Annotated in this window: 37 protein-coding genes; 33 read left to right on the forward strand and 4 right to left on the reverse strand. The window is 60.7% G+C overall.

Annotation, left to right across the window (positions count from 1 at the left end; genetic code table 11):
• Window positions 1-7 precede the first annotated feature (7 nt).
• Together BP846_RS08345 and BP846_RS08350 are read left to right on the forward strand one after the other, a co-directional pair.
• Window positions 8-433, forward strand: coding sequence for a dCTP deaminase (locus BP846_RS08345; RefSeq protein WP_292394336.1), 426 nt, complete (start codon window positions 8-10; stop codon window positions 431-433).
• Window positions 430-1,398: a DUF128 domain-containing protein gene (locus tag BP846_RS08350; protein ID WP_292394338.1), complete on the forward strand. Its 969-nt coding sequence runs from the start codon at window positions 430-432 to the stop codon at window positions 1,396-1,398. The genes BP846_RS08345 and BP846_RS08350 overlap by 4 nt, the downstream gene beginning before the upstream one ends.
• Here BP846_RS08350 and BP846_RS08355 read toward each other — a convergent pair.
• The gene (locus BP846_RS08355) at window positions 1,382-3,286 is read right to left on the reverse strand and encodes a tubulin/FtsZ family protein (RefSeq protein WP_292394340.1); all 1,905 of its coding nucleotides are present in this window, start codon (window positions 3,284-3,286) and stop codon (window positions 1,382-1,384) included. The genes BP846_RS08350 and BP846_RS08355 overlap by 17 nt on opposite strands.
• A 339-nt stretch (window positions 3,287-3,625) precedes the next feature.
• Here BP846_RS08355 and BP846_RS08360 point away from each other — a divergent pair, with 339 nt between their 5' ends.
• Window positions 3,626-4,633: a 5,10-methylenetetrahydromethanopterin reductase gene (locus tag BP846_RS08360; RefSeq protein ID WP_292394342.1), complete on the forward strand. Its 1,008-nt coding sequence runs from the start codon at window positions 3,626-3,628 to the stop codon at window positions 4,631-4,633.
• 180 nt (window positions 4,634-4,813) lie between these two features.
• Complete coding sequence (locus tag BP846_RS08365) at window positions 4,814-5,743, forward strand: galactose-1-phosphate uridylyltransferase (RefSeq protein WP_292394343.1); 930 nt, start codon at window positions 4,814-4,816, stop codon at window positions 5,741-5,743.
• 245 nt (window positions 5,744-5,988) lie between these two features.
• Here BP846_RS08365 and BP846_RS08370 read toward each other — a convergent pair whose 3' ends face one another.
• Window positions 5,989-6,831 carry a F420-dependent methylenetetrahydromethanopterin dehydrogenase gene (locus tag BP846_RS08370; protein ID WP_292394345.1) on the reverse strand — a complete coding sequence of 281 codons (843 nt, stop codon included), beginning with the start codon at window positions 6,829-6,831 and terminating at the stop codon, window positions 5,989-5,991.
• 141 nt (window positions 6,832-6,972) lie between these two features.
• Between BP846_RS08370 and BP846_RS08375 the strand changes: the two genes are divergently transcribed.
• The 28 genes from BP846_RS08375 (at window position 6,973) to cmk (ending at window position 22,919) form a co-directional block, all read left to right on the forward strand.
• Window positions 6,973-7,377, forward strand: coding sequence for a Tfx family DNA-binding protein (locus BP846_RS08375; protein ID WP_292394347.1), 405 nt, complete (start codon window positions 6,973-6,975; stop codon window positions 7,375-7,377).
• Window positions 7,378-8,325: 948 nt separating this feature from the next.
• Window positions 8,326-9,339, forward strand: coding sequence for a 50S ribosomal protein L3 (locus tag BP846_RS08380; RefSeq protein ID WP_292394349.1), 1,014 nt, complete (start codon window positions 8,326-8,328; stop codon window positions 9,337-9,339).
• A gap of 6 nt (window positions 9,340-9,345) precedes the next feature.
• Window positions 9,346-10,098, forward strand: coding sequence for a 50S ribosomal protein L4 (gene rpl4p, locus BP846_RS08385; RefSeq protein ID WP_292394351.1), 753 nt, complete (start codon window positions 9,346-9,348; stop codon window positions 10,096-10,098).
• On the forward strand, window positions 10,095-10,343 hold the full coding sequence (locus tag BP846_RS08390) for a 50S ribosomal protein L23 (RefSeq protein WP_292394353.1): 249 nt from the start codon (window positions 10,095-10,097) through the stop codon (window positions 10,341-10,343). Before rpl4p ends, BP846_RS08390 begins: the two co-directional genes overlap by 4 nt.
• A gap of 12 nt (window positions 10,344-10,355) precedes the next feature.
• Window positions 10,356-11,078, forward strand: a complete 723-nt coding sequence (locus BP846_RS08395; protein WP_292394355.1) for a 50S ribosomal protein L2 — start codon at window positions 10,356-10,358, stop codon at window positions 11,076-11,078.
• 10 nt (window positions 11,079-11,088) lie between these two features.
• Window positions 11,089-11,502 (forward strand): 30S ribosomal protein S19, encoded by a 414-nt coding sequence (locus tag BP846_RS08400; RefSeq protein WP_292394357.1) that lies wholly within the window; start codon window positions 11,089-11,091, stop codon window positions 11,500-11,502.
• A gap of 5 nt (window positions 11,503-11,507) precedes the next feature.
• Window positions 11,508-11,969 (forward strand): 50S ribosomal protein L22, encoded by a 462-nt coding sequence (locus BP846_RS08405; RefSeq protein WP_292394359.1) that lies wholly within the window; start codon window positions 11,508-11,510, stop codon window positions 11,967-11,969.
• Window positions 11,969-12,661, forward strand: coding sequence for a 30S ribosomal protein S3 (locus tag BP846_RS08410; RefSeq protein ID WP_292394362.1), 693 nt, complete (start codon window positions 11,969-11,971; stop codon window positions 12,659-12,661). The genes BP846_RS08405 and BP846_RS08410 overlap by 1 nt, the downstream gene beginning before the upstream one ends.
• Complete coding sequence (gene rpmC / locus BP846_RS08415) at window positions 12,662-12,865, forward strand: 50S ribosomal protein L29 (protein ID WP_292394364.1); 204 nt, start codon at window positions 12,662-12,664, stop codon at window positions 12,863-12,865.
• Window positions 12,862-13,134 (forward strand): ribonuclease P protein component 1, encoded by a 273-nt coding sequence (locus BP846_RS08420; protein ID WP_292394365.1) that lies wholly within the window; start codon window positions 12,862-12,864, stop codon window positions 13,132-13,134. Before rpmC ends, BP846_RS08420 begins: the two co-directional genes overlap by 4 nt.
• 13 nt (window positions 13,135-13,147) lie before the next feature.
• A complete protein-coding gene (locus BP846_RS08425) occupies window positions 13,148-13,474 on the forward strand; it encodes a 30S ribosomal protein S17 (protein WP_292394367.1) in 327 nt (108 codons plus the stop codon).
• Window positions 13,471-13,869, forward strand: a complete 399-nt coding sequence (gene rpl14p / locus BP846_RS08430) for a 50S ribosomal protein L14 (RefSeq protein ID WP_292394370.1) — start codon at window positions 13,471-13,473, stop codon at window positions 13,867-13,869. Before BP846_RS08425 ends, rpl14p begins: the two co-directional genes overlap by 4 nt.
• A gap of 13 nt (window positions 13,870-13,882) precedes the next feature.
• Window positions 13,883-14,248, forward strand: a complete 366-nt coding sequence (gene rplX, locus BP846_RS08435; protein ID WP_292394372.1) for a 50S ribosomal protein L24 — start codon at window positions 13,883-13,885, stop codon at window positions 14,246-14,248.
• Window positions 14,248-14,982: a 30S ribosomal protein S4e gene (locus BP846_RS08440; protein WP_292394374.1), complete on the forward strand. Its 735-nt coding sequence runs from the start codon at window positions 14,248-14,250 to the stop codon at window positions 14,980-14,982. Before rplX ends, BP846_RS08440 begins: the two co-directional genes overlap by 1 nt.
• On the forward strand, window positions 14,979-15,482 hold the full coding sequence (locus tag BP846_RS08445; protein ID WP_292394376.1) for a 50S ribosomal protein L5: 504 nt from the start codon (window positions 14,979-14,981) through the stop codon (window positions 15,480-15,482). Before BP846_RS08440 ends, BP846_RS08445 begins: the two co-directional genes overlap by 4 nt.
• Before the next feature lie 3 nt (window positions 15,483-15,485).
• Window positions 15,486-15,665, forward strand: coding sequence for a 30S ribosomal protein S14 (locus BP846_RS08450; RefSeq protein ID WP_292394378.1), 180 nt, complete (start codon window positions 15,486-15,488; stop codon window positions 15,663-15,665).
• 12 nt (window positions 15,666-15,677) lie between these two features.
• Window positions 15,678-16,070 carry a 30S ribosomal protein S8 gene (locus BP846_RS08455; RefSeq protein WP_292394380.1) on the forward strand — a complete coding sequence of 131 codons (393 nt, stop codon included), beginning with the start codon at window positions 15,678-15,680 and terminating at the stop codon, window positions 16,068-16,070.
• Between the two features lie 13 nt (window positions 16,071-16,083).
• Window positions 16,084-16,608 (forward strand): 50S ribosomal protein L6, encoded by a 525-nt coding sequence (locus BP846_RS08460; protein ID WP_292394383.1) that lies wholly within the window; start codon window positions 16,084-16,086, stop codon window positions 16,606-16,608.
• A gap of 5 nt (window positions 16,609-16,613) precedes the next feature.
• Window positions 16,614-17,042 carry a 50S ribosomal protein L32e gene (locus BP846_RS08465; RefSeq protein ID WP_292394385.1) on the forward strand — a complete coding sequence of 143 codons (429 nt, stop codon included), beginning with the start codon at window positions 16,614-16,616 and terminating at the stop codon, window positions 17,040-17,042.
• Window positions 17,035-17,487: a 50S ribosomal protein L19e gene (locus BP846_RS08470; protein WP_292394387.1), complete on the forward strand. Its 453-nt coding sequence runs from the start codon at window positions 17,035-17,037 to the stop codon at window positions 17,485-17,487. Before BP846_RS08465 ends, BP846_RS08470 begins: the two co-directional genes overlap by 8 nt.
• A complete protein-coding gene (locus tag BP846_RS08475) occupies window positions 17,487-18,014 on the forward strand; it encodes a 50S ribosomal protein L18 (protein WP_292394389.1) in 528 nt (175 codons plus the stop codon). Before BP846_RS08470 ends, BP846_RS08475 begins: the two co-directional genes overlap by 1 nt.
• A 1-nt stretch (window position 18,015) precedes the next feature.
• Window positions 18,016-18,633: a 30S ribosomal protein S5 gene (locus BP846_RS08480; protein WP_292394391.1), complete on the forward strand. Its 618-nt coding sequence runs from the start codon at window positions 18,016-18,018 to the stop codon at window positions 18,631-18,633.
• Window positions 18,633-19,094: a 50S ribosomal protein L30 gene (locus BP846_RS08485; protein ID WP_292394393.1), complete on the forward strand. Its 462-nt coding sequence runs from the start codon at window positions 18,633-18,635 to the stop codon at window positions 19,092-19,094. Before BP846_RS08480 ends, BP846_RS08485 begins: the two co-directional genes overlap by 1 nt.
• A gap of 5 nt (window positions 19,095-19,099) precedes the next feature.
• Window positions 19,100-19,525: an uL15m family ribosomal protein gene (locus BP846_RS08490; RefSeq protein WP_292394395.1), complete on the forward strand. Its 426-nt coding sequence runs from the start codon at window positions 19,100-19,102 to the stop codon at window positions 19,523-19,525.
• Window positions 19,526-19,545: 20 nt separating this feature from the next.
• On the forward strand, window positions 19,546-20,979 hold the full coding sequence (secY, locus tag BP846_RS08495) for a preprotein translocase subunit SecY (RefSeq protein WP_292394397.1): 1,434 nt from the start codon (window positions 19,546-19,548) through the stop codon (window positions 20,977-20,979).
• A 195-nt stretch (window positions 20,980-21,174) separates the two neighbouring features.
• Window positions 21,175-21,750 carry an adenylate kinase gene (locus BP846_RS08500; RefSeq protein ID WP_292394588.1) on the forward strand — a complete coding sequence of 192 codons (576 nt, stop codon included), beginning with the start codon at window positions 21,175-21,177 and terminating at the stop codon, window positions 21,748-21,750.
• 6 nt (window positions 21,751-21,756) lie between these two features.
• A complete protein-coding gene (locus BP846_RS08505; RefSeq protein ID WP_292394399.1) occupies window positions 21,757-22,377 on the forward strand; it encodes a DUF106 domain-containing protein in 621 nt (206 codons plus the stop codon).
• A complete protein-coding gene (cmk, locus tag BP846_RS08510; RefSeq protein ID WP_292394401.1) occupies window positions 22,377-22,919 on the forward strand; it encodes a (d)CMP kinase in 543 nt (180 codons plus the stop codon). The genes BP846_RS08505 and cmk overlap by 1 nt, the downstream gene beginning before the upstream one ends.
• Here the strand turns inward: cmk and BP846_RS08515 are convergent.
• Window positions 22,916-23,560, reverse strand: a complete 645-nt coding sequence (locus tag BP846_RS08515; RefSeq protein ID WP_292394403.1) for a V-type ATP synthase subunit D — start codon at window positions 23,558-23,560, stop codon at window positions 22,916-22,918. The genes cmk and BP846_RS08515 overlap by 4 nt on opposite strands.
• A 10-nt stretch (window positions 23,561-23,570) precedes the next feature.
• A complete protein-coding gene (locus tag BP846_RS08520; protein ID WP_292394405.1) occupies window positions 23,571-24,710 on the reverse strand; it encodes a V-type ATP synthase subunit C in 1,140 nt (379 codons plus the stop codon).
• A gap of 13 nt (window positions 24,711-24,723) precedes the next feature.
• Between BP846_RS08520 and BP846_RS08525 the strand changes: the two genes are divergently transcribed.
• Window positions 24,724-25,782 (forward strand): histone deacetylase, encoded by a 1,059-nt coding sequence (locus BP846_RS08525; RefSeq protein WP_349680768.1) that lies wholly within the window; start codon window positions 24,724-24,726, stop codon window positions 25,780-25,782.
• The last annotated feature ends 12 nt before the right edge of the window (window positions 25,783-25,794 follow it).

Here is a 25,794-nt window from a genome sequence, read left to right on the forward strand (position 1 = left end):
CTATACAATGATCCTCTCATCCAGCGAAATCATTCGCAGGCGCGAGGACGGCGATCTCGTCATCGAGCCGTACCACAGCGCATCCCAGCAGCCCGCATCCTACGATCTCAGAGCAGCCCAGGAGACCGCGCTCCCGCACGGCGCGTGCACCCTCGTCCCCTCAATCGAGCGGGTGGAACTCCCCGCCGACCTTGCGGCAACCCTCCGGTGCCGCTCCTCGCTCGCCCGCCGGGGCGTCCTCCTCGGCGGCGGGTTCGTAGATCCGGGGTTCCGCGGGCAGCTGACCCTCTGCCTGACGAACGCCGGCACGGAGGAGATCCACCTTGCGAAAGGCGACCGAATCGTGCAGATGATCCTCCAGGAAGTGCAGAACGGCGACCGGCTCTACCAGGGCAGGTATCAGGATAGTGTTGGCGCGGTGCAGACACGATGAGCCCAGCCATACGTTCGGAACGGAAATATCTTGAGATCCTGCGGATCCTTGCAGAGTCACACGAACCCCTGGGTGCGAAGAGGTTGAGCGAGAGGATGGCCGAGCGGGGTTTTGTCTTGAGCGACCGCGCCGTCCAGTACTACCTCCAGTACCTCGACGAGATGGGGTTTACGGAGAAGGTCGGGAACCGGGGACGCATCCTCACCGAGGCGGGGACCGCAGAGAGCGAGAGCGCCCTCGTCGACGAGCGGATCGGCTTCATCATATCGAGGCTCGAGCGGCTCGCGTTCCAGAGCACTTTCGACCCGGTGGCCGGCACGGGAAACGTCGCCTACAACCTCTCCTTCGTGCGGGAGGAGGACCTTCCGGGTGTCACAGCAGCCTTCGATGAGGTGGCCGAAGCTGGCTACGGGCTCCTCGACACCTACCGGATCGTCGATTCAGATCCCCGCATACCCGACGGCCAGGTCGGGATCATGACGGCCTGCAGCGTCACCCTGGACGGCGTCCTCCAGAAGATGGGTATACCGGCGAGGCTTGAGTATGCCGGCAGGATTGCCGTCGACGAAGGCGGTTCTGCCGGGTTCCTCGACCTCATCGGCTACCGGGGGACGTCGGTCGACCCGCTCCATCTCTTCATATCCGCCGGACTCACCTCGATCAACCGACTGGTGACGTCTCGGGCCGGTGTGGTGCTCGCAAACGTCCGTGCGGTGCCTGCGGCCGCGCGGGGTCAGGTGGAGGAGGCCGCCGGCCTGATGGCGGAGTGCGGGTTCAGCTTCCCCGCCGGAGGAGGCATCGGGGAGTTCAACCTCCCAGAGCATCCCTACCGGCTATCCGTCGTCGCGTTTTCCGGTATGAACATGGTGGGAAACGCAATTGAGAAGGGCTACGTCGTCAGAACCGATATCGGCGCCGGGACCATACCGTTCGAAAAAATAGCGGACGCTACCGGATCCAGGTGATCCCGCCATCGTCCGTGTCGCCTTCCGGTTTCTTCTCCTCATCTTTTCGGCTCTTTGATCGTTCGGTCGCGTCGATCACAGCGAGCCTCCCGCGCGAGGGGTCAACCTCCTTCGGGCGGGGGCCCCCGCGGCCGAACCCCCGGCCGGTCTGGTCCAGCAGGCTATCCTTCGGTGCGGGGGCCGCCTCGCGCATGTGGAGGCCGGGCTCATCGAGGATGCCGTCGCTCGGCCGCCGCATCCCGCGGTCGAGTGTGACCGTGTCACCGGCGAGCGGCCCGTCGTTCGGGCGCTGCACTGGCTGTATGGATGCGGAGTAGAGCACCGCATCGTCTTTCGGGGCGGTCTTCTCGATACTGATCCCCTTCGGACCAAAGACGGAGTTCTTCGGTGCAGGCATAGACGAGGTGACCGAGGCGGACCCGGTGAGGTCAATCTCTCTCCCCCCCTGCTTCGGGGGAAGGATGACGGCTCCGTCGTCCTGGTTCTTCCCGGCTCTCGGGAGCATATCGATGGTGTCGTCCCTGCTCCTCGAACCGCTCTTGCCGCTGCCCGGGAGTGTAATCATCTCATCCTTCTCTGCTGTAGACGGTTCTGCCATATAGCCACTCTCTTCCAGATACGCTGACTCAAAGGGGGAGGCGAACTCCGGGGCATCTTCCTCTCCCGGAACCCCGGTCTCAGCTGCCCGGGTTGCCTCCTCGCGCAGCCGCTCCTCCTCTTCAGCCTTCAGTGCTTCTTCCTCGCATTCAAGCCTGTACTCGGCCCGGATCTCCTGGAGATCCTCGACGCGGGGGACGTTCGCGAGCCCCGAGAGCACGATGATGATCCCGACAAACGATGTGTTCTTCACCGGGTAGTCGCCGGACCGCATCTCGAGACCGGCAATGTTTCGGTCGATCCACTTCCTGACGGTCTGAAACCCCTTCATCGAGAGCTCGGCCGAAGGCCCCGCGATCAGCACCAGCGCCTTGTCGGCGCTTGTGAGGTCGCAGGGGACCGATATCTCTTCGTAGACTGCTTTCTTGGCGAGCGAGACTATCCGGGCCGCCTTCTCCTGGGAGCCCTGTATGAAATACTTCAGCGACCTCCGCCGGTAGATGAAGTCCAGCCACCCCCCGGTCGGCAGGCGCTCGGCAGCGTAGCCGACCGCGACGAAACCGTTCCCTTTCAGGGTGTTGAGAACCTCTCCGGCATCCAGGACGACCTCAGCGGCATCGATCCCGGACTCGTTGAACTCGCCTGCGCGAAGGAGGAGACCGATCTGGCGAGCGATCCGCTCGTTGAGCATACTGTAGTGGGTCTTTGGGTTGAGTTCCCGGGAGAGCGGGTCCCGGCGTAGCTGGTCCATGATGCCGGTGTTCTCCCTCTCGCCCGCAGCTGCGGCCGCCCTGATCTTCTGCGACCAGGTCTCGTTGTCGAAGAGGATGACGGCATCGGCAAGTTCCTGGAGCATATCGAGGTCGTCGGCGGCCTTGGCTGATATTCGCTTCCCCTCGTTCAGGCACGGCAGGATGGCGAGAGCGAAGATCGGCTCCACGTAGGACTTCCGGAGTTCGTCCGTGATGAGCGGCACGATATCGATGACGTTGCCCCCGAGCCCGCAACAGAGCAGGATGGCGTCGATCTCCATCGTATCCATACCCTGGATCCGGGTCATCACCTCCTCGATATCGATCACGTTCGTGATGTCGTCGGGGTCCATGACATCGATCCGCGGAAAGAAGACCCTCGCGGGGTCCGGGAGGTATCGGAGCTGCACAAGAGAGTTCGGGTCGATGTCAATTGCTACCACACTCATGCAGCAGACTTTGCTTCGCCGGTCGTGGTCGTAGAGGTTATCCACAACTCGTGATCCGGCGCCACCCAACCCGATCGCCAGCACTCGCATGTATACTCCCTGTCCTGAACCTTAGCATGCTCGGAGTGACCATTGCCGCTGGAAAAAAGCGCGCATATCCCCGAAACTACTGATGAGTATGTGGGCGGACGGACATATACATTTCTGTACATCCCCGGGGCCGGGAGCGCACCCGCTCATAAAAGCAACGTATTTGAACCTTCCGTTTTAGTTTCCTCTCGCAGGAGCCCGCTGCGAGATAAGAGAGGAAATTCCCCGGATGCCCTGGGGAACCCGTTACACCCTTCCGTTTTGCACTACCTGTGCGGTGCGTGTCGTTTGGCGAGCACAAAATGGTAATATATTTAACTCCCTGCACGTAACTACTCAATGAGGTGTATAGCCTTGACTACATATGGAATTGAATTTGTGCCCGGAGCAATCAATGTCAAGCAGGTGGTGAATTACACCAAGCTTGCAGAGTCTAAGGATATCGACTACGCTTGGATCACCAACCACTACAACAACCGTCATGCCTACCCGACCCTCGCCATGATCGCGGCGAATACCGACTCGATCAAGATGGGACCCGGTATCATGAACACGTTCACCGACACCCCGGCAGCCATCGCATCCTTCATGGCTACCTTAAACGAGATCTCCGATGGACGTGCCGTCCTCGGTATCGGACCCGGCGACCTCTCGACGCTCCCGAAGCTCGCCATCGACCCCGTCAAGCCCGTCGGCCACCTGAGGGAAGGCGTCGAGCAGATCCGGAAACTCCTCGCCGGCGAGGAGGTCAAGAAGAGCGGCAAGATGGATTTCTTCGACTACGACGGCGCCAAGCTGACCGGTGTCACCCTGCCCGGCAAGAAGGGCATCCCGGTCTACATCGGTGCCCAGGGACCCAAGGTGCTCGAACTCGCCGGCGAGGTCGGTGACGGCGCCCTTATCAACGCCTCGAACCCCAAGGACTTCGACGTCGCCATCCCGATCATCAAGCAGGCGATGGAGAAGGTCGGCAAGAAGAAGTTCGATGTCGGCGCCTACACCGCCATGTCCATCGACAACGACGAGAAGAAGGCCCGGAACGCCGCAAAGATTGTCGCCGCATTCATCGCCGCCGGCTCCCCGCCCGCGCTCCTGCAGCGCCACGGCCTCGACCTCGCCAACGTCGCGAAGATCAAGGAAGCCCTCGGACGCTTTGACTTCAAGACCGTCGGTGGACTCGTCGGCGACAAAGAGATCGACGCCTTCACCATCGCCGGAACCCCCGACACCGTCAAGCAGAAGTGCGAAGACCTCGCAAAGGCTGGAGTTACCCAGATCATCTTCGGCTCGCCCCTCGGCCCCGACATGACCACCTCCATCCGCCTGCTCGGCAAGTACATTGTGTAAGGCAGGAAAACACTCATCACTTTTTTGTCTCGAACGGCACCGCCGAATAACTCGTGCGGATGGGCCCGCAGGTATCCCTCTCACGGGCGCTTCACGCCCCGCCGGAGCCTTCGGTCTCGATCTCCGGCAATCCGGACAGGGTTTTATACAGTCGGCGCGCCAATCGGAGTATGAAGGGCTATGTTCACCATCCATGAGATCCGGACCGAACGGGGGATCCTCCAGTACCGCCGGGAGTCCCTCACCGGTATCCGTTGCCGGATCAGCCCCGCCCGGGTCGAACGGCAGATCGACACCGCTCCTGCCATGCCCTCATACCGTGACGGCTGTCCGTTCTGCCCCGATGCCATAGACACCTCCACCCCGACGTTCGAGGACGGTAGCCGTCTTCGGTGCGGGAAGAGCGTGACGTTCCCGAACCTCTACCCGTTCGCCGAGCATCATGTGGTCACGGTGATCACGCCCGACCACGCGGCCGGCCGGTTCGACGTCCGGTGTCTCGCCGATGCTATATCCGGCACGGCAGAAGCCCTGTCCCGGTCTCCAGGATACGCGAGCATCAACTGGAACTACCTCCCCTCAGCCGGTGCGAGCATCGTCCACCCGCACCTACAGGGTATCGCCGATCCGGAGCCCACCCACCTCGCGGACCTCTACCTCTCCGCCGGCCGCAGGTACCTCGCCGACCACGGCCGCCTCTACTGGGACGACCTGATGGAGCACGAGCGTTGCTCCGGCAGATTCCTCTTCGAGAACGAGATCTTCTGGTCGGCAAACCCCGTCCCTCTCGGCGAGCGGGAAGTGCGGGGGATCCTCCCGATATCGACACTTGCCGAACTCGGACCATATGTCGAGCCGCTGGCCGATGGGATTCTCCGGGTCATCACTTTCTACCGGAGCCTCGGCACACATGCCTTTAACGCCTCGATCTTCTTTGATGCCCCCAAAAATGCTGGGCGGGGCCACCGGGTTTTCTGCGCCCTCATTGCGCGGTTAAACCCGAACAGTCTCTCGATGTGCGACTCGGCGTTCATGGAGCGGCTGCACCTGGAACCGGTCATCCTGACGCTCCCTGAAGACCTGGGCACCCTCTTCCGGGGCGGGAAGTAATTCTCCGCACCTCCCGGCTACCATCCTTTTCCCGGGGCCCCGGTAGTAGACCCTTTCTGAGGAGCGGGCCGGGGATCGGGGTCTCCCGACCCGGCTCCGGGCCGGCCGGGCTCACGCATACATCCGACGACCTCGCCCGGGCGCTTCCGTCTTCCTGGGAGGGGGCCATAACGCCGCACGGGATGCCTTACCGTAGCAGCATTCAGTCCGATGACGACTGTGAAAAAAGATAAGTGGTGTTGGATTTACTCAGGCTTGCTGATGAGCTTCGTCTTGGAGACGATCTCGCCGGTCTTCTTGTGGGGCTTCCGGATGACCGCATCCATGCCCTTCTCAAGGTCGCGTGCCTCCTCGCAGAGGATCATGGCCTGGCGCATCATCTCGTGAGCGCTCGCGACGATCGGGATGTACTTCTCCCATTCCTTCGTCATGAAGCAGCCCTTGACGTTGACGCCTGCAACCGCCTGCGCGATCTCGTAGGCGGCACGGGCCTTCGCGAGCGCGTAGGGGTTGCTGAACTCGCCGTCGACTGCCTTGTCGGAGGTCATGACGACCTTCGGGAGCGCAAGGTCCGCGCCCTTCTTGCCTGCCTTTACCTGGTCGATCACCTTGTCGAGTTCCATCTGCATCTTGCGGAACGCGCCGGTGAGGGCGAGCACCTTGACGAGGTTCCCGTTGTAGTCCGCCATCTCGATGGGATCGAGGAACTCACGGCGGGCGCCGATCATGGCGTCGGCCTTCATGATGATGTAGCCGAAGTTGCTCGCCTTGAGCGCTTCGAACTGCTCCTTCTTGGTGGTGACATCGTCGGTGATGACGACGCAGGGAATTCCAGCCGCTGCGAGGTCCTCACGGGCCTTGGTGGGTCCGGGAAGGATGCCGTTCGGGGAGACGACGATACAGAAGTCTGGACCCCATGCCTTCATGTTGCTGACCACACGCTCGATGTCCTCAGGCTGCAGTTTCGTCCCGGAGGTTGCCATGAAGGTGATGATATCCTCACGGTCGGCACGCTCATCGAGGAGAAGTTCGCCCATGACACCACTGGCGATATTTCCCAGTTTCGCAATTCCTACTTTAACAACCACTTTAAACACCTCTCAAAATTTGAGAACACGATAGTATTGCCAAGTTCTCATATAAACGTTTTGAAATGGCCCGGAAAAATTCGTCTGAAGGAGGGTGAGTTAAGGAAAAGTGTTTAAATTTAACAGGTCCATATATGGTTGATGAAACAAGGTCTGCTTACCGATCGCCAGAAAGAAGTCCTGCGCTACCGGAAGAAAGGGCTGACGCAACAACAGATTGCAGAGATTATCCATACCTCAAAGGCAAACGTCTGCACCATTGAGAAGGCTGCTCTCGAAAATATATCGCGCGCCCGTGAGACACTCGAGTTCCTCTACACGCTCGACGCTGCGCACCTCTGCACGCTTCAGAGCGGCCTCGATCTGCTCAAGGCTCCCGATATCATCTATGCTGAAGCCGAGAAGATGGGGGTAAAGGTCAAGTATGACACAATATCGCTCATTAACAGGCTTAGGGACGCTAACCCCGACCGGTTCAGGAGCAGGCAGGTCCGCGAGGATGTTGAGATCTACATCAACAATGATGGCGACCTGTACTTCGGATGAAGCGATTCCGGGAGCGCGCACCCGCGCGGGGGTCATATGAGCCCCCCACGCCTTGACGTAGAGGTCGTCGAGGAGCGCGCACCCGCGCGGGCGGGTCACATCAGTGCGCCCGTGTTTCGGGGTCGGATCGCGCACAGGGGTGCGCACCGCGCGGGTCTCGTGGCGGAGCGGGAGCCCTGCAGAAGGGAGTCTCCCGGTTGTTTGCCGGCAACGGGGTCCTCGCAGCCCTTCGTTCATCCAGCCAACCGTTCAGTTCGGGGAACTGGTGTCGCGCCTGCAGTAAATTTGAGTTTGGCGCAAATTCCCGGGAAATCTGATAACAAGGTTTATATCTCATTTTAAGCAATGTTTAAGAAACCGCTCTGCACAGTCCCGCCTGAATTCGGGGGGGTGCCGGCACATCATGTGCCTCCGATCCCCGGAATCTCTCTGATCTCGCAACATACGCGGATCAGAGACCCGCGGCAGGATAGTGCAGAAGGTACCAGACAAAGCGAAGGTCGAACCCTCCGTATGGAGGGCCGATGTCGATATGGAGTTGTGCTCGTCACAACGGGATGACAGGAGCTGGATCTGATCGAGACGTTGGGCCAACGCCAGTGCAGCGCGCCCGGTTCCGGGATATCTCTTCCTGGAAACGTCAAAGAGTCAGGATCTATTGGCGACGACTGGAACGCACCCGGTGCACCCGGGCCGGCAGCGAAGAGCGATCGGAATGCACGAAGGGAGACGAATGTCTCCCCGACCTCCACGCCCCGCTGCCTCCATCAACTGTTTCCCATCACACCCCGGCGAAATCGTTGGGGTGTTCGATGTCCAGCCCGGTATGGGTTCGCCAGAAGACCGATCATGCCGGTATGTCCGGCATGGGATTCGGCGCACGCACCGTTTTGCAGCAGGCCTGCAGTCGGTGCATCACACTACAACGCATGAAGGGTTGATTGAAACATGCCGAAGATTAACAGGCCACGCAGAGGATCCCTCGCGTACAGCCCGAGAAAACGGGCAAAGAGCCCGGTCCCCCGGTACGGCTCATGGCCGGAGTACACGGGAGCCCCGGCCGTGCAGGGATTTGCAGGGTACAAGGTGGGGATGACCCACGTCATCATGGTGGATGACCACAAGAGCAGCCCCACCGAAGGCAAGGACGTGATGGTGCCGGTGACCGTGGTTGAGATCCCGCCCATGCGGGTGGCAGGCGTGCGCGCATACAGCGAGGATACCTACGGAAGGCACGCGCTGACCGAGGCCTGGACAACCGACCTCGATGAGGAGTTGTCCCGCCGCATTAATGTCCCGAAGAACCATGATACCGCCGCCGCTCTTGAGACCATCAGAAACGCAATCGGCGAAGGCAGGGTCGCGGAACTCTACGCTCTGGCCTACACCCGGCCCATGGAACTCACCGGCGTCCCGAAGAAGGTCCCTGACCTGATGGAGATGCGGATCGCCGGCGGAAGCCTCGACGACCAGATCGCCTACGCCGCCGGAATCCTCGGGAAAGAGATTACGATCTCCGGTAACCTCGAGGTCGGCGAATTCGTTGACGTGACCGCCGTCACCACCGGTAAGGGCACAGAAGGCCCCGTCAAGCGCTGGGGCGTCCAGGTCCGGAAGGGGAAACACTCCCGCGGCGGCAAGAAGCGCCACATCGGCAACCTCGGTCCGTGGCACCCGCACCATGTCCGGTGGCAGGTCCCGCAGTCGGGCCAGATGGGCTACCAGCAGCGCACCGAGTTCAACAAGCGTATCTTAAAGATTGGCGAGAACGGTGACGACATAACCCCGGCAGGTGGGTTCCTCCACTACGGCCTTGTGCGTGGTCCCTACGTGCTGATCAAGGGTTCAGTTCCGGGGCCGAACAAGCGGCTGGTCCGGATACGGTCCGCGATACGGCAGGGTGAACAGACCATCCGCACGCCGGCGATCAGCTTCGTCAGCGCGCAGAGCAAGCAAGGGTGAGCAGCGATGAAGGCACAGGTTCGAAAACTGACAGGCGAGATCATCCACGAGATCGATCTCCCGGAAATCTTTAATGAAGAGTACAGACCCGACCTGATTAAGCGGGCAGTCCTCGCGCTCCAGAGCACCCGGTTCCAGCCGCACGGGACAGATCCCTACGCAGGTCTCCGCACCTCGGCAGAGTCCTGGGGCAGCGGCCGGGGTGTCGCTCAGGTTCCCCGTCTGAAGAACGGCAGCAAAGTGGCCCGGGTGCCGCAGGCAACCGGCGGGCGTGCAGCGCATCCCCCGAAGGTCGCAAAGATCCTCGTCAAGGAGATCAACCGGAAAGAGAAGCAGAAGGCCTTCCGGTCTGCCGTCGCAGCCAGCACATTCCGGGACCTCGTCCTGGGACGCGGGCACCTCTTTGAGGGCGGCGACCTCCCGCTGGTCTTCGAGGACCGGTTCGAAGAGGTCACCCGGACAGGCGACGTCATCTCGGCGCTCTCCGCTCTCGGGGTCTATGCCGATGTCGAGCGGGCGAAGGGCAGCAGAAAGGTCCGTGCAGGGCGTGGTACCATGCGCGGCCGCCGCTATAAGCAGCGCAAGAGCATCCTCATCGTCACCGGGAACGAGCCGCTCCGGGCAGCCCGGAACCTCGCCGGCGTCGACGCCGTGACGGTCAACCAGCTGAACACCGAATTGCTGGCACCCGGCACGCAGGCAGGACGCCTGACGATCTGGACGGAATCTGCAATCAGGAGGTTGGAGGAGTTCTCATGAAAATAAAACACCCCTTCGTTACTGAAAAAGCAACGATGATGCTCGAAGGCGAGAACAAACTCCAGTTTATCGTGCAGAGGGATGCCACCAAGCAGGACATCAAACGCGAACTGGAGTCGGCCTTCGAGCAGGAAGTGGCCGAGGTCCGCACCATGATGACCATGAAGGGCGAAAAGAAGGCCATTGTAAAGTTTTCGGACGCAAAGGCGGCTGAAGAGATCCTCAGTCGGCTGGGAATCATGTAAGGTGAGTGACGAATGGCACATCGAATTATAGCACAGAATCGGGGAAAAGGCGGTCCAACCTACCGTGCACCGTCGCACCGGTATAAGGCCGAGCTGCGGCATGCGGGGAAGAATACCGCCCTGATCTCCGGGCGCGTCGTCGACATTGAGCACGACCCCGCCCGCCACGCGCCGATCGCTCTCACCCGCCTCGAAGAAGACGGCCGGAAGGTCTACATCCTTGCTACCGAAGGACTCGGTGTCGGGGATACGGTATCCTGGGGGCCGGGAGGCGCCGTGAAGAACGGAAACACCCTGCCGCTCCGGGAGATCCCGGTCGGTGCATACGTCTGCAACATCGAAGCCCGCCCGAACGACGGCGGCAAGTTCGTTCGTTCGGGCGGTGTCCAGGCCCTGGTCATCGGCAAGGCCGAGGATGGCAGGGTCGGTGTCAGGATGCCGAGCGGTAAGAACAAGTGGTTCAACGGTGTCTGCATGGCAACCGTTGGTATCGTTGCCGGCGGCGGACGGGGTGAAAAACCGTTCGTCAAGGCAGGAAAGAAGCACTTCCACGTCAGATCCTCCGCTGAGAAGTGGCCTCGCGTCAAGGGTGTCTGCATGAACGTCATCGACCACCCGTTCGGCGGCGGCGGCCACCAGCACTGCGGGCGGCCAAAGACCGTATCCCACGGGACGCCCCCCGGCAGGAAAGTAGGGCATATTGCCGCCCGGAGAACCGGCAAGTGGAAGAAGTGAGGGGTGAATCATGGCAAAGAAGACACAGAAGCGAATGCCGCGGCGGCGTGAGGAGTTCACCTATCGCGGCCACTCCGTTGAGGACCTGCAGCAGATGGCTCTCTCTGAGCTGCTGCCGATCATGCCGGCCCGGGCACGCAGAAAACTTGATCGTGGTCTCTCCCGGGAACACGAGAAACTTCTCGCCGATGTCCGGTCGGGAGACGCGAACCTCCGCACCCATCTGCGTGACATGATCGTCCTGCCCGAGATGATCGGCAGAACGATTGAGATCCACAATGGGAAGGAGTTCCAGAAGGTAGAGATTCAGCCTGAGGCGGTCTTCCACTACCTTGGAGAGTTTGCACTGACCCGCAGGAGGGTCTCCCACGGCAGCGCCGGTATCGGTGCAACCCGGTCGAGCAAGTACGTACCGCTGAAGTGATGACCATGGCAAGAACTGAATATTCAGCAAAGATTGAGGGCGAGAACGTCGCTCGCGCAAAAGCGAATGAACTTCCCGTCTCTCCCAAACACTCAATCGAGATTGCCAGGTTCATCCGGAAGATGACCACCACTGAAGCAAAGGCGTACCTCGCTGATGTTGTGGAGTTAAAGAAGGCCATCCCCTTCAAGCGGTTCAACAGCAACGTCGCCCACAAGCGGGGTCTTAAGAATTGGGCCGCAGGCAGATATCCTGTCAAGGCTGCTGAGGCCTATATCAGGCTGCTTGAGTCCGTCGAGAAGAACGCCGAGTACATCGGGCTCGACACTGGAAACCTCCGGATTAACCATGTTGCCGCCAACACGGGCCGTGGCCTCCGGGCATTCTTCCCGCGTGCGATGGGTCGCGCCACCCCGAAGCGCAGGGAAACCGTGAACATCGAGATAGTAGTGACCGAGGTGGCGTAATGGCAGTCGAGAAGAAGTTTATCACTGACGGCGTACGTAATGTCCGCATCGAGAAGTTCCTCACGAAGGAACTCAAGCGGGCAGGATACGGCGGCATGGATATCACCCGGACGCCGCTCGGCACCCAGGTGACAATCTTTGCGGAGAAACCCGGCATCGTGATCGGGAAGGGCGGCAAGCAGGTTCGCCAGCTCACCCTGGATCTCGCCACCACCTATGACATCGAGTCTCCGCAGGTGGAGGTCCAGCAGGTCCAGAACCCCAACTTCAACGCCCAGATCATGGCTGAGCGGCTGGCAAACGCCCTTGAGCGTGGCTGGTACTTCAGGAAGGCCGGACAGAGCACGATCCGCCGGGTGATGGATTCCGGTGCGCTCGGTTGCGAGGTCATCGTCGCCGGGAAACTGACCGGTGCCCGGTCACGGACCCAGAAGTTCACCGAGGGCTACGTCAAGCACTGCGGTGAGCCCAGCGAGACGATCGTCGAGAAGGGCTACGCGCTTGCGATCAAGAAGCTCGGCACCATCGGTGTCCAGGTCAAGATTGTTCCGCCGGATGCACGGCTGCCCGACACCTTCGATGTCCTCGAACCCGCGCCGAAGAAGGCTCCGGTCGAGCCCGCAGAGCCTGAAGAGGTTGGTGACGAGGAGTTCGAGGAGATCTCCGTTGAGGAGTACGCGGAGGAGAGATAAATGGCAATCTTTCGCGCAAAGGAAGTGAAACAACTCTCCGATACGGAACTCCTCGAGCAGGAGCAGAAACTCTCCCTCGAACTGATCCAGGAGCGGGGGAAAGTCAGCGCTGGCGGTGCCACCGAGAACCCCGGGAGGATCCGCGAAGTCCGGAGGACAATCGCGCGCATCCGGACCGAGCAGAATACACGGAGGAACGCATGATCTCTCCCCAGAACGTCCTGAGGCACGAGTTGATCGGCCTCGACGTTCTGGTCGCCCGCGCGAGCAACCCGGGTCATGTCGGGGTATCTGGTCGCATCATTGATGAGACCAGAAATACCCTGGTCATCCTGACCGGGCGGGGAGAGAAGCGGATACCGAAACGGTTCAGCGTATTCCGCCTCCGGCTTCCGGACGGCACGACTGTCGATGTGGATGGTTCGTGCCTGGAGACGCAGCCGGAACGGCGGATCAGCATGCGCATCAGATAAGTGAGGATGAATAATGGCACAAAACATTGGGTTGGACGTCCCCGTTCCGGAAACGGAATGTGAGGACGCAAATTGTCCGTTTCACGGCACTTTGCCGGTACGCGGCCAGGTGATTACCGGCAAAGTCGTGAGCGACCGTATGAACGGTACCGTCGTCGTGGAGCGTGAGTTCCTCCACTACGTCAAGAAGTATAAGCGGTACGAGAAACGCAGGTCCCGGTACCATGCCCACAGCACACCCTGCATCAACGCCGGCGTGGGTGATGTTGTCCGGATCGCTGAATGCAGGCCGCTCTCCAAGACAAAGAACTTCGTGGTGGTCGAGGTGATGAAGGAATGAAGGCGATGCAGTCGACCATCCCGCGCGCCCTCGTGACCGGCTCCCAGATGATCTGCTCCGACAACACCGGCGCACGGCTCGTGGAGATCGTCTCGGTCGACAGGTATCACGGTGTCAGGCGGCGGCAGCCCTGCATGGGCGTCGGCGACATCGCGACCGTGAGCGTCAAGAAGGGCACCCCCGATATGCGGAGGAAACTCGAGAAAGCGGTGGTCATCCGGCAGAAGAAGGAGATCCGCCGCCCGAACGGTATCCGGCTCTCGTTCGAGGACAACGCCATGGTGCTCATCAACGAGCGTGGCGAGCCGAAGGGAACCGAGATCAAGGGTCCTGTCCCCCGCGAGATCGCAGAGCGGTTCCCGAAGATCGCCTCCATGGCGACGATAATCGTGTAAGGTGTGGTGAAGAATGGTACGCATAGCAAGCAAACAACCAAGAAAACAGCGTAAGGCGCGTTACAACGCACCGAACCACACCCGGGGCCGGTTCCTCTCCGCATCACTTACCCCTGAACTCCGTGGGAAACACAACGCCCGGAGGACCCGCGTGGTCAAGGGAGACACCGTCAAGGTACTCCGTGGAGATTTCGCCGGTAACGAAGGCGTCGTCGATGCGGTAGATATGAAGATGTGCCGACTGGTCGTGCACGGCGTGATGGTGACCAAGTCCGATGGAACTGAGGTTCCCCGGCCGGTCGACCCCTCAAACGTGCAGATCACGAAGCTCAACCTGAAAGACAAACTACGTGAGGAGAGACTCGGAGGCGGAGCATAATGTCCAACCATCTCAAGCGACTGGTTGCGCCAGGGTCCTGGCACATACCGAAGAAAGTACAAAAGTTCGTCATGAAGACCGCCCCGGGCCCCCACAATGCCGGCGCCCTGCCGGTCGGTGTCTGGCTCCGCGAGCATATCGGCATCGCACAGAATGCGAGTGAGGTCCGGAAAATCCTGCACCAGCGGGACATCATTGTCAACGGACGACCCTGCCGGAACCCGCAGATTGGCCTTGGTGTCTTTGACATCGTCTCGATCCCGAAACTCGGGAAGCACTACCGCATCCAGCTGGACAAGCGGGGCAACCTGATTGCCATAGAGATCCCGGCGGAGTCTGCAACGACCCGGCTCTGCAAGATCCGGAACAAGACCACCATCCGGGGTGGCAGGGTGCAGCTGAACCTTGCGTTCGGCGCAAACATCCTCGCCGACAACACCTACAAGGCGAAAGACTCCATCGTGGTGACCCTCGGCGACGGGACGGCCGGTGAAGACCGGTTCCGGATCATCGATCACTTCCCCTTTAAAGAAGGCAATGTGGCCATGATCGTCGGTGGAAAGCACTCCGGGAAGGTCGGCAGGATCATTGAGGTTGTCAGGACCGCAAGTTCTGTCCCGAACCGCGTGATCCTTGTGGACGACTCGACCAATGAACGGTTTGAGACCATTGAAGAGTACATCTTCATGGTCGGCCGCTCCGGGATTGCACCTGAACTGGAGGTCTCGGCATGAGCGCGATGAAGGATATCTACATCGACAAGGTCGTCGTGCATATGGGCGTCGGAGAGAGCGGTGAGCGGCTGGTCAAGGCCGAGGACCTCATGAAGAGGATCACCGGCCAGAAGTCCGTCCGCACCATCGCAAAGCGAACCCAACCGGCGTTCGGTATCAGGAAGGGCGCACCCATCGGGTGCAAGGTCACCTTACGCCGGCAGAACGCCGAGAAATTCGTCGAGACTGCGCTCAATATCCTCGAGCGGCAGCTCGCAGCCTCGCAGTTCGACCGGACCGGCAACGTCTCCTTCGGTATCGAAGAGCATACCGATTTCCCGGGCATGTCCTACGACCCGACGATCGGCATCTACGGCATGGACGTCAACGTGGTGCTCGAGCGCAAAGGCGTGCGGATCGCACGCAGGAGTGCCGAGCGCAGGAAACTGCCGGCGGACCAGAAAGTGAATCAAGAGGAAGCCATCGCGTTCATGCGCGAGCGTTACCAGGTGGAGGTGTAAGGGATGGCAGAAGATTCAGGAGCACCTTCTTCGGGCGAGAGGCGAAAGATGTTCGGCCGTGGTGCGAACGTTTGCCGCATCTGCGGCCGGAAGCAGGGCCTTGTACGTAAGTACGATATCTACTTCTGTCGCCAGTGCTTCCGCGAGTGGGCAAGGAAGATGGGCTTCAAGAAGATGAACTAGGGGTTAGAGAACATGGCACGACTGAATCCAATCGCTGACGCGATGAGCACGATCAAGAATGCTGGCGACGCTGGAAAGAGCGAGGTTATCGTTGAACCAGCCAGCAAACTGTTAGGTGCAATGCTTCGCGTTATGCAGGAAAATGGCTTTATCGGCGGCTTCGAGTTCATCGACGACGGCCGTGGCGGCCAGTTCCGGGTCCAACTATCCGGAACGATCAATAAGTGTGGCGCCATCACTCCCCGGTTCCCGGTGGCGATGGCTGATATGGAATACTGGGAGTCGCAGTACCTCCCCGCAAAGAACTTCGGTATCCTGATCGTCTCCACATCGAGGGGGGTCATCTCCCACGAGCAGGCACGGGGCGAGGGTGTCGGCGGACAACTGCTGGGATACGTCTACTAACGGAGGGAAGAGTATGGGAATAACACGACAGGTCGAGATCCCTCCCGGTGTGGACGTCACGCTCGAAGGCAGCGTGCTCACGGTCTCAGGACCGAAGGGCACACTGACCCGTGACATGCGCTTCCCGCAGATCGGTGTCGCCGTTGAAGGCAGCGAAGTCGTTGTCTCCACGGCATCCAACAAGAAGCGGTTCCTTGCCATGAGCGGCACGCTCGAAGCACATGTGAAGTGCATGATCCAGGGTGTCGTCGAAGGCTACGAGTATCGTATGAAAGTGGTCTACAGCCACTTCCCAATCCAGCTGAAACAGCAGGGTAACCGCCTCGAGATCGCCAACTTCCTTGGCGAGAAGCAGCCCCGGATAGCAAAGATCATCGAGGGCGTCACTATCAAGATCGGAAACGACGAGGTGACTCTCACCGGTATCGATAAGGAGAAGGTGGGCAACACCGCCGCAAACATCGAGCACGCGACGAAGATCACGAACCGTGATCCCCGGGTGTTCCAGGACGGTATCTACATCACCGAGAGGGCGTGAAAGCAATGGATGAGAGAAAACGATTGATCCGCGTCCGCACCCGGCACAACAAGCCCGCCTTCAAGAGGCGGGGACTTCACCGAAAAGCGAAACTGGAAGATGTGTGGCGGCGCCCGCGTGGTCTGCAGAGCAAGCAGAGACGGCAGTTCAGAGCAAAGGGCGTTCTTCCCCGGCCGGGATACGGGAGCCCTGTCGCAATCCGCGGCATGCACCCGAGCGGCTATGAGGAAGTGCGGGTCTTTACACCGACAGAACTCGTCGGGCTGAACCCGGACCTTCAGGCCATCCGGATCGGCGGATCCGTAGGGAACAGAAAGCGCGGAGAGATTCAGGCGCGGGCCCTGGAGCTTGGGCTCAAGGTGCTGAACGCAAGAGACCTCACCCGTGTGGCCGTGACTGCGGAAAGCGAAGAAGAGGTGAATGAGGATGAGTGACCTCGCCAACCAGAAACGTATGGCAGCTGCCATTCTCAAATGCGGGGTCAACCGTGTCTGGTTCGATCCCGAGCGCCAGGCTGATATCGAGGCGGCCATCTCCCGAAACGACCTGCGCGAGCTCGTCGCGGAGGGTGTGATAAAGGCTCACGCCGTGAAGGGGAACAGCCGGGGCAGGGCACGCGTGCGGATGGCAAAACGTTCCTACGGCCACCGGAAAGGACCGGGGCGGCGGAAGGGTGCCATCGGTGCTCGCGGCCCAGGCAAACGCATGTGGATAGGCAAGATCCGGGCACAGCGCCGGGCTCTGCGCGATATGCGCGAAGAAGGCACAATCGAACGGGGTCTCTACCGTCTGATGTACCGGCGGGCTTCCGGAGGTCAGTTCCGGAGTGTGTCGCACCTTACGGCTCATGTTGAAACGATGGCAGGGAGGATGAAATAATGGCAACCGGCCCAAGATACTTCGTGCCCTTCCGCAGGAGGCACGAGGGCAAGACTGATTACTACAAGCGGATGTCGCTCCTGTCATCAGGAAGTCCGAGGATGGTCGTCCGGAAGACGAACCGGCAGATCATCGTGCAGCTGGTCGTCCCCGAGAATGAAGGAGACCGCACCCTGGTGGCTGCATACTCGGCTGAACTTGCAGACTACGGCTACGAGGGATCGACCTCCTGCACTCCGGCCGCCTACCTGACCGGGATGCTGTTCGCGGTCAAGGCGCTGAATGCAGGGTATGAAGAGGGTATTCTGGATATCGGGCTCGCCCGGGCAAAGCCCGGTGCACGCGTCTTTGCTGCCCTCAAGGGAGCAGTGGACGGGGGTCTCGATATCCCTTACGGCGAGTCGATCCTCCCCGATGAGGAACGGCTCAAAGGTGCCCACATCGCCGGGTATGTCCCTGAGAAGGCAGGCAACCTGGTGGCAAATGTAGAGGCTGTGGCTCTGGCCATCAAGAAGGAGCTGGTGTGACATGGCATACGTACAGGAAGAATGGATTCCGCTCACCGGTCTCGGGCGCATGGTCGCTGCAGGCGAGATCACCAGTATCGATGAGGTGCTCGCAAGCGGCAGGCCGATCAAGGAGCCCCAGATCGTCGATCTCCTCGTGCCCGACCTGGAGGACGAGGTGCTGGACATCAACATGGTCCAGCGGATGACCGACTCGGGTCGCCGTGTGAAGTTCCGCACCGTTGTGGTGGTCGGTAACCGGAACGGCTATGTCGGGTTCGGCCAGGGCAAGGATGCCCAGGTCGGCAACGCGATCCAGAAAGCAATAGCAAACGCAAAAGTGAATCTCGTCAAGGTCTCCCGGGGATGCGGGAGCTGGGAATGCGGTTGTGACGCCGCTCACTCGATCCCTATCGAAGTGACCGGCAAGGCAGGCAGTGTCCGGGTGACGCTGAAGCCCGCCCCCCAGGGTATCGGCCTCGTGACGGGGGATATCCCGAAGAAGGTCCTGACGCTTGCAGGTATCAAGGATGTCTGGGCCTTCAACCGGGGGCAGACCCGGACGACCATCAACTACGCCAGAGCGACGTTCGAGGCGCTCCGGCAGACGAACATTGTCCGGATCGGAGGGACAGAGTGATGTACGCGGTAGTGCAGGTACGCGGCGTGGTCAAGACCAACCGCGAGATCAAGGACACCTTGAAGATGCTCCGTCTGCACCATGTCAACCATTGCGTCCTCGTGCCCGATACCCCTGCGTACCTGGGCATGATCCGCAAGGTGAAGGACTTCGTGGCGTACGGCGAGGTGGACCAGGAGATCCTGGCCACCCTTCTGCGCACCCGGGGCAGATTGACCGGGGACGAGCGGCTGACCGACGACTACGTCCGTGCGCATACACCGTATGCCGGCATCGACGAATTCGCAACAGCACTCTGCAACGGTGAGACCGCTTTCCGTGATCTGGCTGAGATCAAGCCGGTGCTGAGACTGCACCCTCCACGAAAGGGCTATAAAACCATCAAGCGAACCTTTCAGCAGGGTGGGGCTCTCGGCTACTATGGCCCCGAGATCAATGATCTCCTCTATAAGATGAGGTGAGACTGATGCCCGTAAACAAGAGATCCAAATACAGAGGTTCACGAACCTGTGGCGGCGGCACGCACAAGAACCGGCGTGGCGCCGGCAACAGGGGTGGACGGGGTAGAGCCGGGCAGCGCGATCATCGCTTCTCCCACTTCTACCTGAAGGGCGAGATATCCAACGGTAAGCACGGTTTCGTCAGCAAGACGTCCGTGCCGGTATCCGCCCTTGATATCGGGGAGATCGATCAGATGGCCGAGGCACTGCTCCGTGAGGGACTTGCAAGCAAGGAGGGAGACCTCATTGCCCTCGACGCCACCGAGATCGGTATCGACAAGGTGCTCGGTGGCGGAAGAGTCACCCACAAGATGAGTATCTCCGCCCGTGAGTTTTCAGAACGGGCCCGGGCAAAAATTGAGGAGATGGGCGGTCAGGCAATGACCGTCTAAATTCCTTTTTAGGTGAAACCATGGGAGATCTGCTGGATAGATTTGAACCCATCCTTGCAGCGATGCCTGCAGTCAGAAGTCCGGAGGGGCACGTCCACTTCAAGAATAAACTCATGTGGACGCTTGCGATTCTGCTCCTCTACTTCACATTGACCAATATCGATATCTTTGGACTCTCTCCACAGTCACAGGATATATTCGGACTATGGCGTGCCCTGCTTGCCGGTGCGAGCGGTTCGCTCCTGCATCTCGGCATCGGGCCGATCGTCACCGCATCGATCGTGCTGCAGCTGCTCAAGGGTGCCGGAATCCTGCAGATCGACACCAGTGATGCACGCGGCCAGGTCATGTACATGGGCCTGCAGAAGATGCTCATCTTCGTGATGATCATCGTCGAGGCACTCCCCATGGTCGTGAGCGGGATGATGATGCCCGATCCGTCGGTAGCGGCACAGTTGTTCGGCGGGAATATGCTTGCGGTCTCGCTCCTGATCTTCCTCCAACTCTGCATCGGCGGGTTGCTGGTGGTGCTGATGGACGAGGTCGTCACCAAGTGGGGCGTCGGCTCAGGTGTGGGGCTCTTCATCGTTGCGGGGGTCTCGCAGGGTCTCGTGAACGGGTTCCTGAACTGGCAGACGGGCACCGATCCCTTCCCGATAGGGTTCTTCCCGCGGCTGTTCGCCATAGGGACGTCGGGGGCAAACTTCCTCGAGTATTTCGGCACGGATATGCTCGCTCTCATCACGACGATCGTGATCTTCATGGTCATCGTCTACGTGGAGTCGACCCGTATCGAGATCCCGCTTGCGCATACCGCCGTCCGCGGCGCCCGCGCGCGCTTCCCGGTGAAACTCATCTATGCGAGTGTTCTGCCTATGATCCTGGTCCGAGTGCTGCAGGCGAACATCCAGATGATCGGGATGTTCCTCTCAAACGCCGGGATAACGGTCCTCGGCGAGTTCCAGAATCAGCAACCGATCAACGGTCTCATGTGGTACATTGCACCGATCAACCAGCCGCAGGACTGGATGTGGTGGCTCTCCGAACTCGGGCATGCCCCCTGGGAGATCCTTTTCCGGATGGGCATCGATATCACCGTGATGGTGGTCGGGGGCGCTATCTTCGCGCTCTTCTGGGTCAAGACCGCAGGTCTCGACTCAAAGGATGTGGCACGGCAGATCCAGAGGAGCGGGATGCATATCCCCGGCTACCGCCGGAACGCCCAGGTGCTTGAGAAGTACCTCGACCGCTATATCCCGCGGATCACCGTCATCGGCGGTGCGTTCATCGGGGTCCTCTCGGTCGTCGCGAACCTCTTCGGTGTGATCGGCGCGGTCGGCGGAACGGGGCTGCTGCTTGCGGTGAGTATCACCTACCGGCTCTACGAGGAGGTCGCAAGCCAGCAGATCATGGAGATGTACCCGTTCATGCGGTCGTTCTTTGGGAAGGAGTAAGTCCGAAGGCACCTCTTCTCTTTCAAGAGGGTGGTTCCGGGCGTTCCATTTTTTCCAGACCAACACAACCCGGTCGTTTTTCTTGTCCGAACGATCCTTGTGATCGTTCAGGGCCCCGAGTGATTCCGAAAAGAATTACTCTTGAGGGCGTGGATTTATTTTGCAGGGAACTATAATCTAAATGGAGTGATAGAGTTGGGGAAGAAAGTCGTCGTGACGGGGGTTCCCGGTGTCGGGAAGACCACTGTCATCAACGGTGCGATGGAGAGACTGGCGGCCGAGGGCATCGCTTATCAGGCTGTCAACTTCGGCACATTCATGTTTGATGTGGCCCGGAAAGATAATCTGGTCTCGAATCGCGACGAGATGCGCAAGCTCGGAAAAGATGTCCAGAAACGCCTCCAGCAGGCGGCTGCTTCAGGGATCGCCGCCATGAGCACTGATGCGAACATCATCATCGATACCCATAGCAGCGTCAAGACACCGACGGGGTTCCTTGCGGGGCTGCCCAAATGGGTGCTTCGCGAGTTGATGCCCGATATGGTCGTGCTGGTGGAGACTGACCCGGACCAGATCCTGATGCGCCGGCTCGGCGATGCCTCAAGGGTCCGTGATATGGAAGGAGCCCGTGCGATCGCCGAACACCAGGAGTTCAACCGCGCCGTCAGTGCGGCGTATGCGATGTATACCGGCTGCACCATCAAGATCGTCAGGAACGAAAACTTCCTGCTCGAACGGGGCATCGGCGACCTGGTGGATGTGCTGAGGTAACCTGACATGGTGGACCTGAAGAAGCACGGCCCGACGATCGCCCTCCTCTTTACCATGCTCGTGATGCTCTCCTACGGCATCGAGTGGATTCGGGTGACGGTCGGTTCAGCGATGGATGTACTGCTGGGCCCCTTCATCGATACCCTTGGCGTACCGTTCTTTGTCATGATCCTGATCCTCTCCGGCATCACGGGGCTGTACTCGTCGCTTGTCCAGAAGTACACTATCGATTACGAGAAGATGCAGGAGACGCAGGCGAAGATGCGAGTGTTTCAGAAGGAGTTCAGGGAGGCCCAGCTCTCCGGGGACGAGAAGCGGGTCAAGAAACTCCAAGGAAAGCAGGAACGGATGATGCAGGACCAACTCGATATCTCCCGGCAGCAGTTTACCCCGATGGCGATCATCCTCGTGCTGTCGGTGCCGATCTTCTTCTGGCTCCTCCTGCGACTCCCGGCGGTCGGCGCGCCGACCACCATTGCGAGCGGCATCGTGATGCCCTTCCTTGGGGCCGTCACCCTCTCGGGTGTTGCGTTCTGGATCGTGCCTGCCTGGATCCTCTGGTACATGATCTGCTCGCTGACCATCAGCCAGGTGATCCGGAAATCTCTCAACATCGGAGGGCTCTGATGCGGATCACCATCAGCGGCCCGCCGGGGAGCGGTACCACATCGCTCGCCCGGTACCTGGCCGGGAAGTACGGACTTGACCTCACCTCTGCGGGAGAGGTCTTTCGCCAGCTTGCCCGGGAGCATGGCATGGACCTCGCTGAGTTCGGCAGGTTTGCAGAGAACGATCCCTCGGTCGACCGTATGATCGACGCCCGGCAGAAAGAGATCGGCGAGGGTGCCGGGAACATTATCATCGAGGGCAGGCTCTCGGGCCGGATGATCGAGAACGCCGATCTCCGGATCTGGCTCTCTGCATCACTCTCCTGCCGGGCGAAGCGGATAGCAGGCCGTGACGAGATGGATGAAGAGGGGGCCCGGGTCTACACTGTGAACCGGCAGAACTCAGAGGCTACCCGCTACCGGAACTACTATGGCATCGATATCAGCGACCTCTCGCCGTACGATATCGTCCTTTCGTCCGAGACCTTCGGTGTGGACGCTCTTGGAGCGATTGTGGATACGGCAATTGCGTGCCTCGCGCAGCAGGACAAAAACCTCTAAGGTTTTTCCGCTCTCTTTTCCTTTATTTTTTTGATGCGTCGGAGCCGTGTCCACTCCTGCCGCTCCATCTCGTCGCGCTGGTCCTCGATGAACCGGCGTTTCTCCACAAGTTCCGGGATGACTTTGAACTCCAGCGCGTTCACCCGCCGGCGGGTCCGCTCGATATCATCGAGCAATCGCTTGATGCTCCCTTCGAGTTCGGCACTTGCTACGATCGCTTCGAGGAGGTCCTCATAGGCGTCGGCGGCGTCGTCGATGACCGATGATGTCCCGAGGACACTGTACCCCCGCTGGTCGAGTGTCTTCTTCACCATCACCGGTTCCAGGTCCGGAAGGCACACCCCGAAGACGTTCTTCTGTCCGGCCGTGTAGGTCGGGGCGGCCTCCACCGAGAGCGCTGCAAGGAGCACTCCCGTCTCCCCCTCCATCATGGCGGCGACCGCCACCATCTCCCGGGCCGCAGCGTATTTCTCCTCGAGTTCCTTACGATCGCGGGCGGCCTGATCGGCGAGTTTGATCAGTTCCAGCATCATGCCGTCGAGTTTCATAGCAAGAAGCCGGTGTACCCGCTCCGCGAGTGCCATCCGCCGCCTGACGATCAGGAGGCCGGATCGGGTGGGTTTGATATCGTCAACCGGCATGATACCTCCTTTACATGACAATATACTGCCATATCCGCTCGGACGGCAGACCGAACGCCTTCCCTCGCGCGATTGCCCGCAGGTTCGCGACCTCGTACTTCTTCCGCTCCAGGTAGGCGAGCACCGGCAGGACCGAGAACGGTTGGCGCCGGGAGAGGGAATCCATCTGCTGGAGTCTGACACGGGTTATCGCTATCTCGACCTCATGTATGGGGCGCCGGTGCTGGTGCCACCGCCGCCAGACCAGTTCCGCGGCGTCGATGCTCGAGAAATTCGGGTCCTGCCGGAGTTCGCGCACCGCCTGAGCCAGGATAGGGACGATCTCGGTCTGCAAAAAGATGTTGACGAACTCTTCCTCCGTCTCGACGCCGTAGAGTCGGCGGAAGAGGCTGAGAGGGATGCGGCCGCCCGAGATCATGGTCCGGTCGACGACCGTGATGTCGCACGCCTCCCTCGCGCAGTGGAGCCGGAGGAGGTTCTTCATGTTGGTGATATCGATCTCGAACCGGAGGTAGGCGATCAGCTCCCGGCAGCCGCTGCACCCGGATGCGGCAAGACCGAGCAGCCCGGCGTAATAACATCTGTAGAGTTCGTTCTCGATCCGGGCAAAGACACCCCGCTCTCCGCAGATCCGGTAGTATTCAGCAAGGACCGGGTAGAGCCGCCAGCCCCGGAGAGCCTCCAGGACTTCACTGCAGGTCGCAAGGTCGAGGAGGTGGTCGAGGAGCGCGCTGTCGACCTCCCCTGCCGGGATAAGGAGGTCGCGGACCTGCCGCCGGGGTATGTTGTGAACCGTGCCCCGCAGGATCGCCATAACGTTTGCGATGTCCCATCGGGCGAGGTACTCTCCCGTCAGGGTGTGCAGATCCCCCGGGGCGATCACCATGGCGTTCCGGAACGACCGGGCCAGACTGCGGTTTACCGCCTCTTCGATGAGCTGGGCGCCGGAAAAGTCGCCGGCGAGATCCATGACGTCCTGGTAATCCTCCTGCCGGCCAAGGTGGGCGACGACCTCCGGTATGCTCATCCGCATGATACGCAGGTACTCTTCACGAGGAAGGAGTTTCGTCCTGCGGACCCGAAACCGGGTACAGGCGTAGATGCACGATGGAGAGATCACCACGACATCTTCATGTTCGTGCTCTCTCATAAATGCACACCCGATGGTAAGGTTCATCTCCCGTGCCGACCGATCCCGCCCGGTCACCATGCCATACTCGATCGTGACCGGGGATGTCTTTGCGGGCCATGACGATCCCGGCCACCCCGAGTCACAGGCACGCCTCGAGGCCGCCCTCGGCGGGGTGCCGGCCGGTGCCCGCCGCATAGCCCCGGAGCAGGCGACGCCCCGGGACCTCGCACGGGTGCACACGCACCGGCATATCGCGGTCGTCCGCTCGCTCTGCAGGGAGTGTCCCGCCGGCCGGACCTGCTACCTGGACTCTGATACCTACGTCACCCGCGGATCGTTCGATGCGGCCCTGTACGCGGCGGGGGCTGCCTCTCAAGCGGTGGCGCGGGCGCTCGACGGCGAGCACTCGTTTGCCCTGGTCCGTCCGCCGGGGCACCATGCCACGCCGGACCGGGCTATGGGGTTCTGTCTCTTCAACAACGTTGCCGTTGCCGTGATGCGGGCGCTCCGCGAGGTTGACCGGGTGGCGATCCTCGACTGGGACCTGCACCACGGCAACGGGACGCAGGCGGTGTTCTACGGGAGCGACCGGGTGCTCTACTGTTCGATCCACCAGGCGGGGCTCTTCCCCGGGACCGGGTGGCTGGAGGAACAGGGTGCTGGCCCGGGCGTCGGGTATACCGTCAACGCGCCCCTTGAGCCAGGCTCGGCCGGTGCCGACTACGCCCTGGTCTTTCGGAAGATCTTCGTCCCGGCGATCCGGCGGTTCGAGCCGGATCTTGTGGTGGTGTCGGCAGGCCAGGATGCGCTCGCAGACGACCCGCTCGGTTCGATGCTTCTTAGACCCGACGACTTCGGAGCCCTGACCGGGATGCTGGCGGAAGCCGGGTGCGGGGCTCTCGCCCTCGTGCTCGAGGGAGGCTACGGGCGATCGCATGCCGGGGCCATCAGAGCGATAATCGCGGCCCTTGACGGAGCGCGCTTCACCCCGGGAGGCAGTGAGCCGAAAGCGAGCACCCGGATGCTCGTGAAGGCGATGTCACGCTCACGGGGACGAGCACGGGGATCGATACCGTCTACCTCTTCGTGACCGGACTGAACC

Origin of the sequence: Methanoculleus sp. UBA303, assembly GCA_002501655.1 — an archaeon.
Lineage (GTDB): Archaea > Halobacteriota > Methanomicrobia > Methanomicrobiales > Methanoculleaceae > Methanoculleus.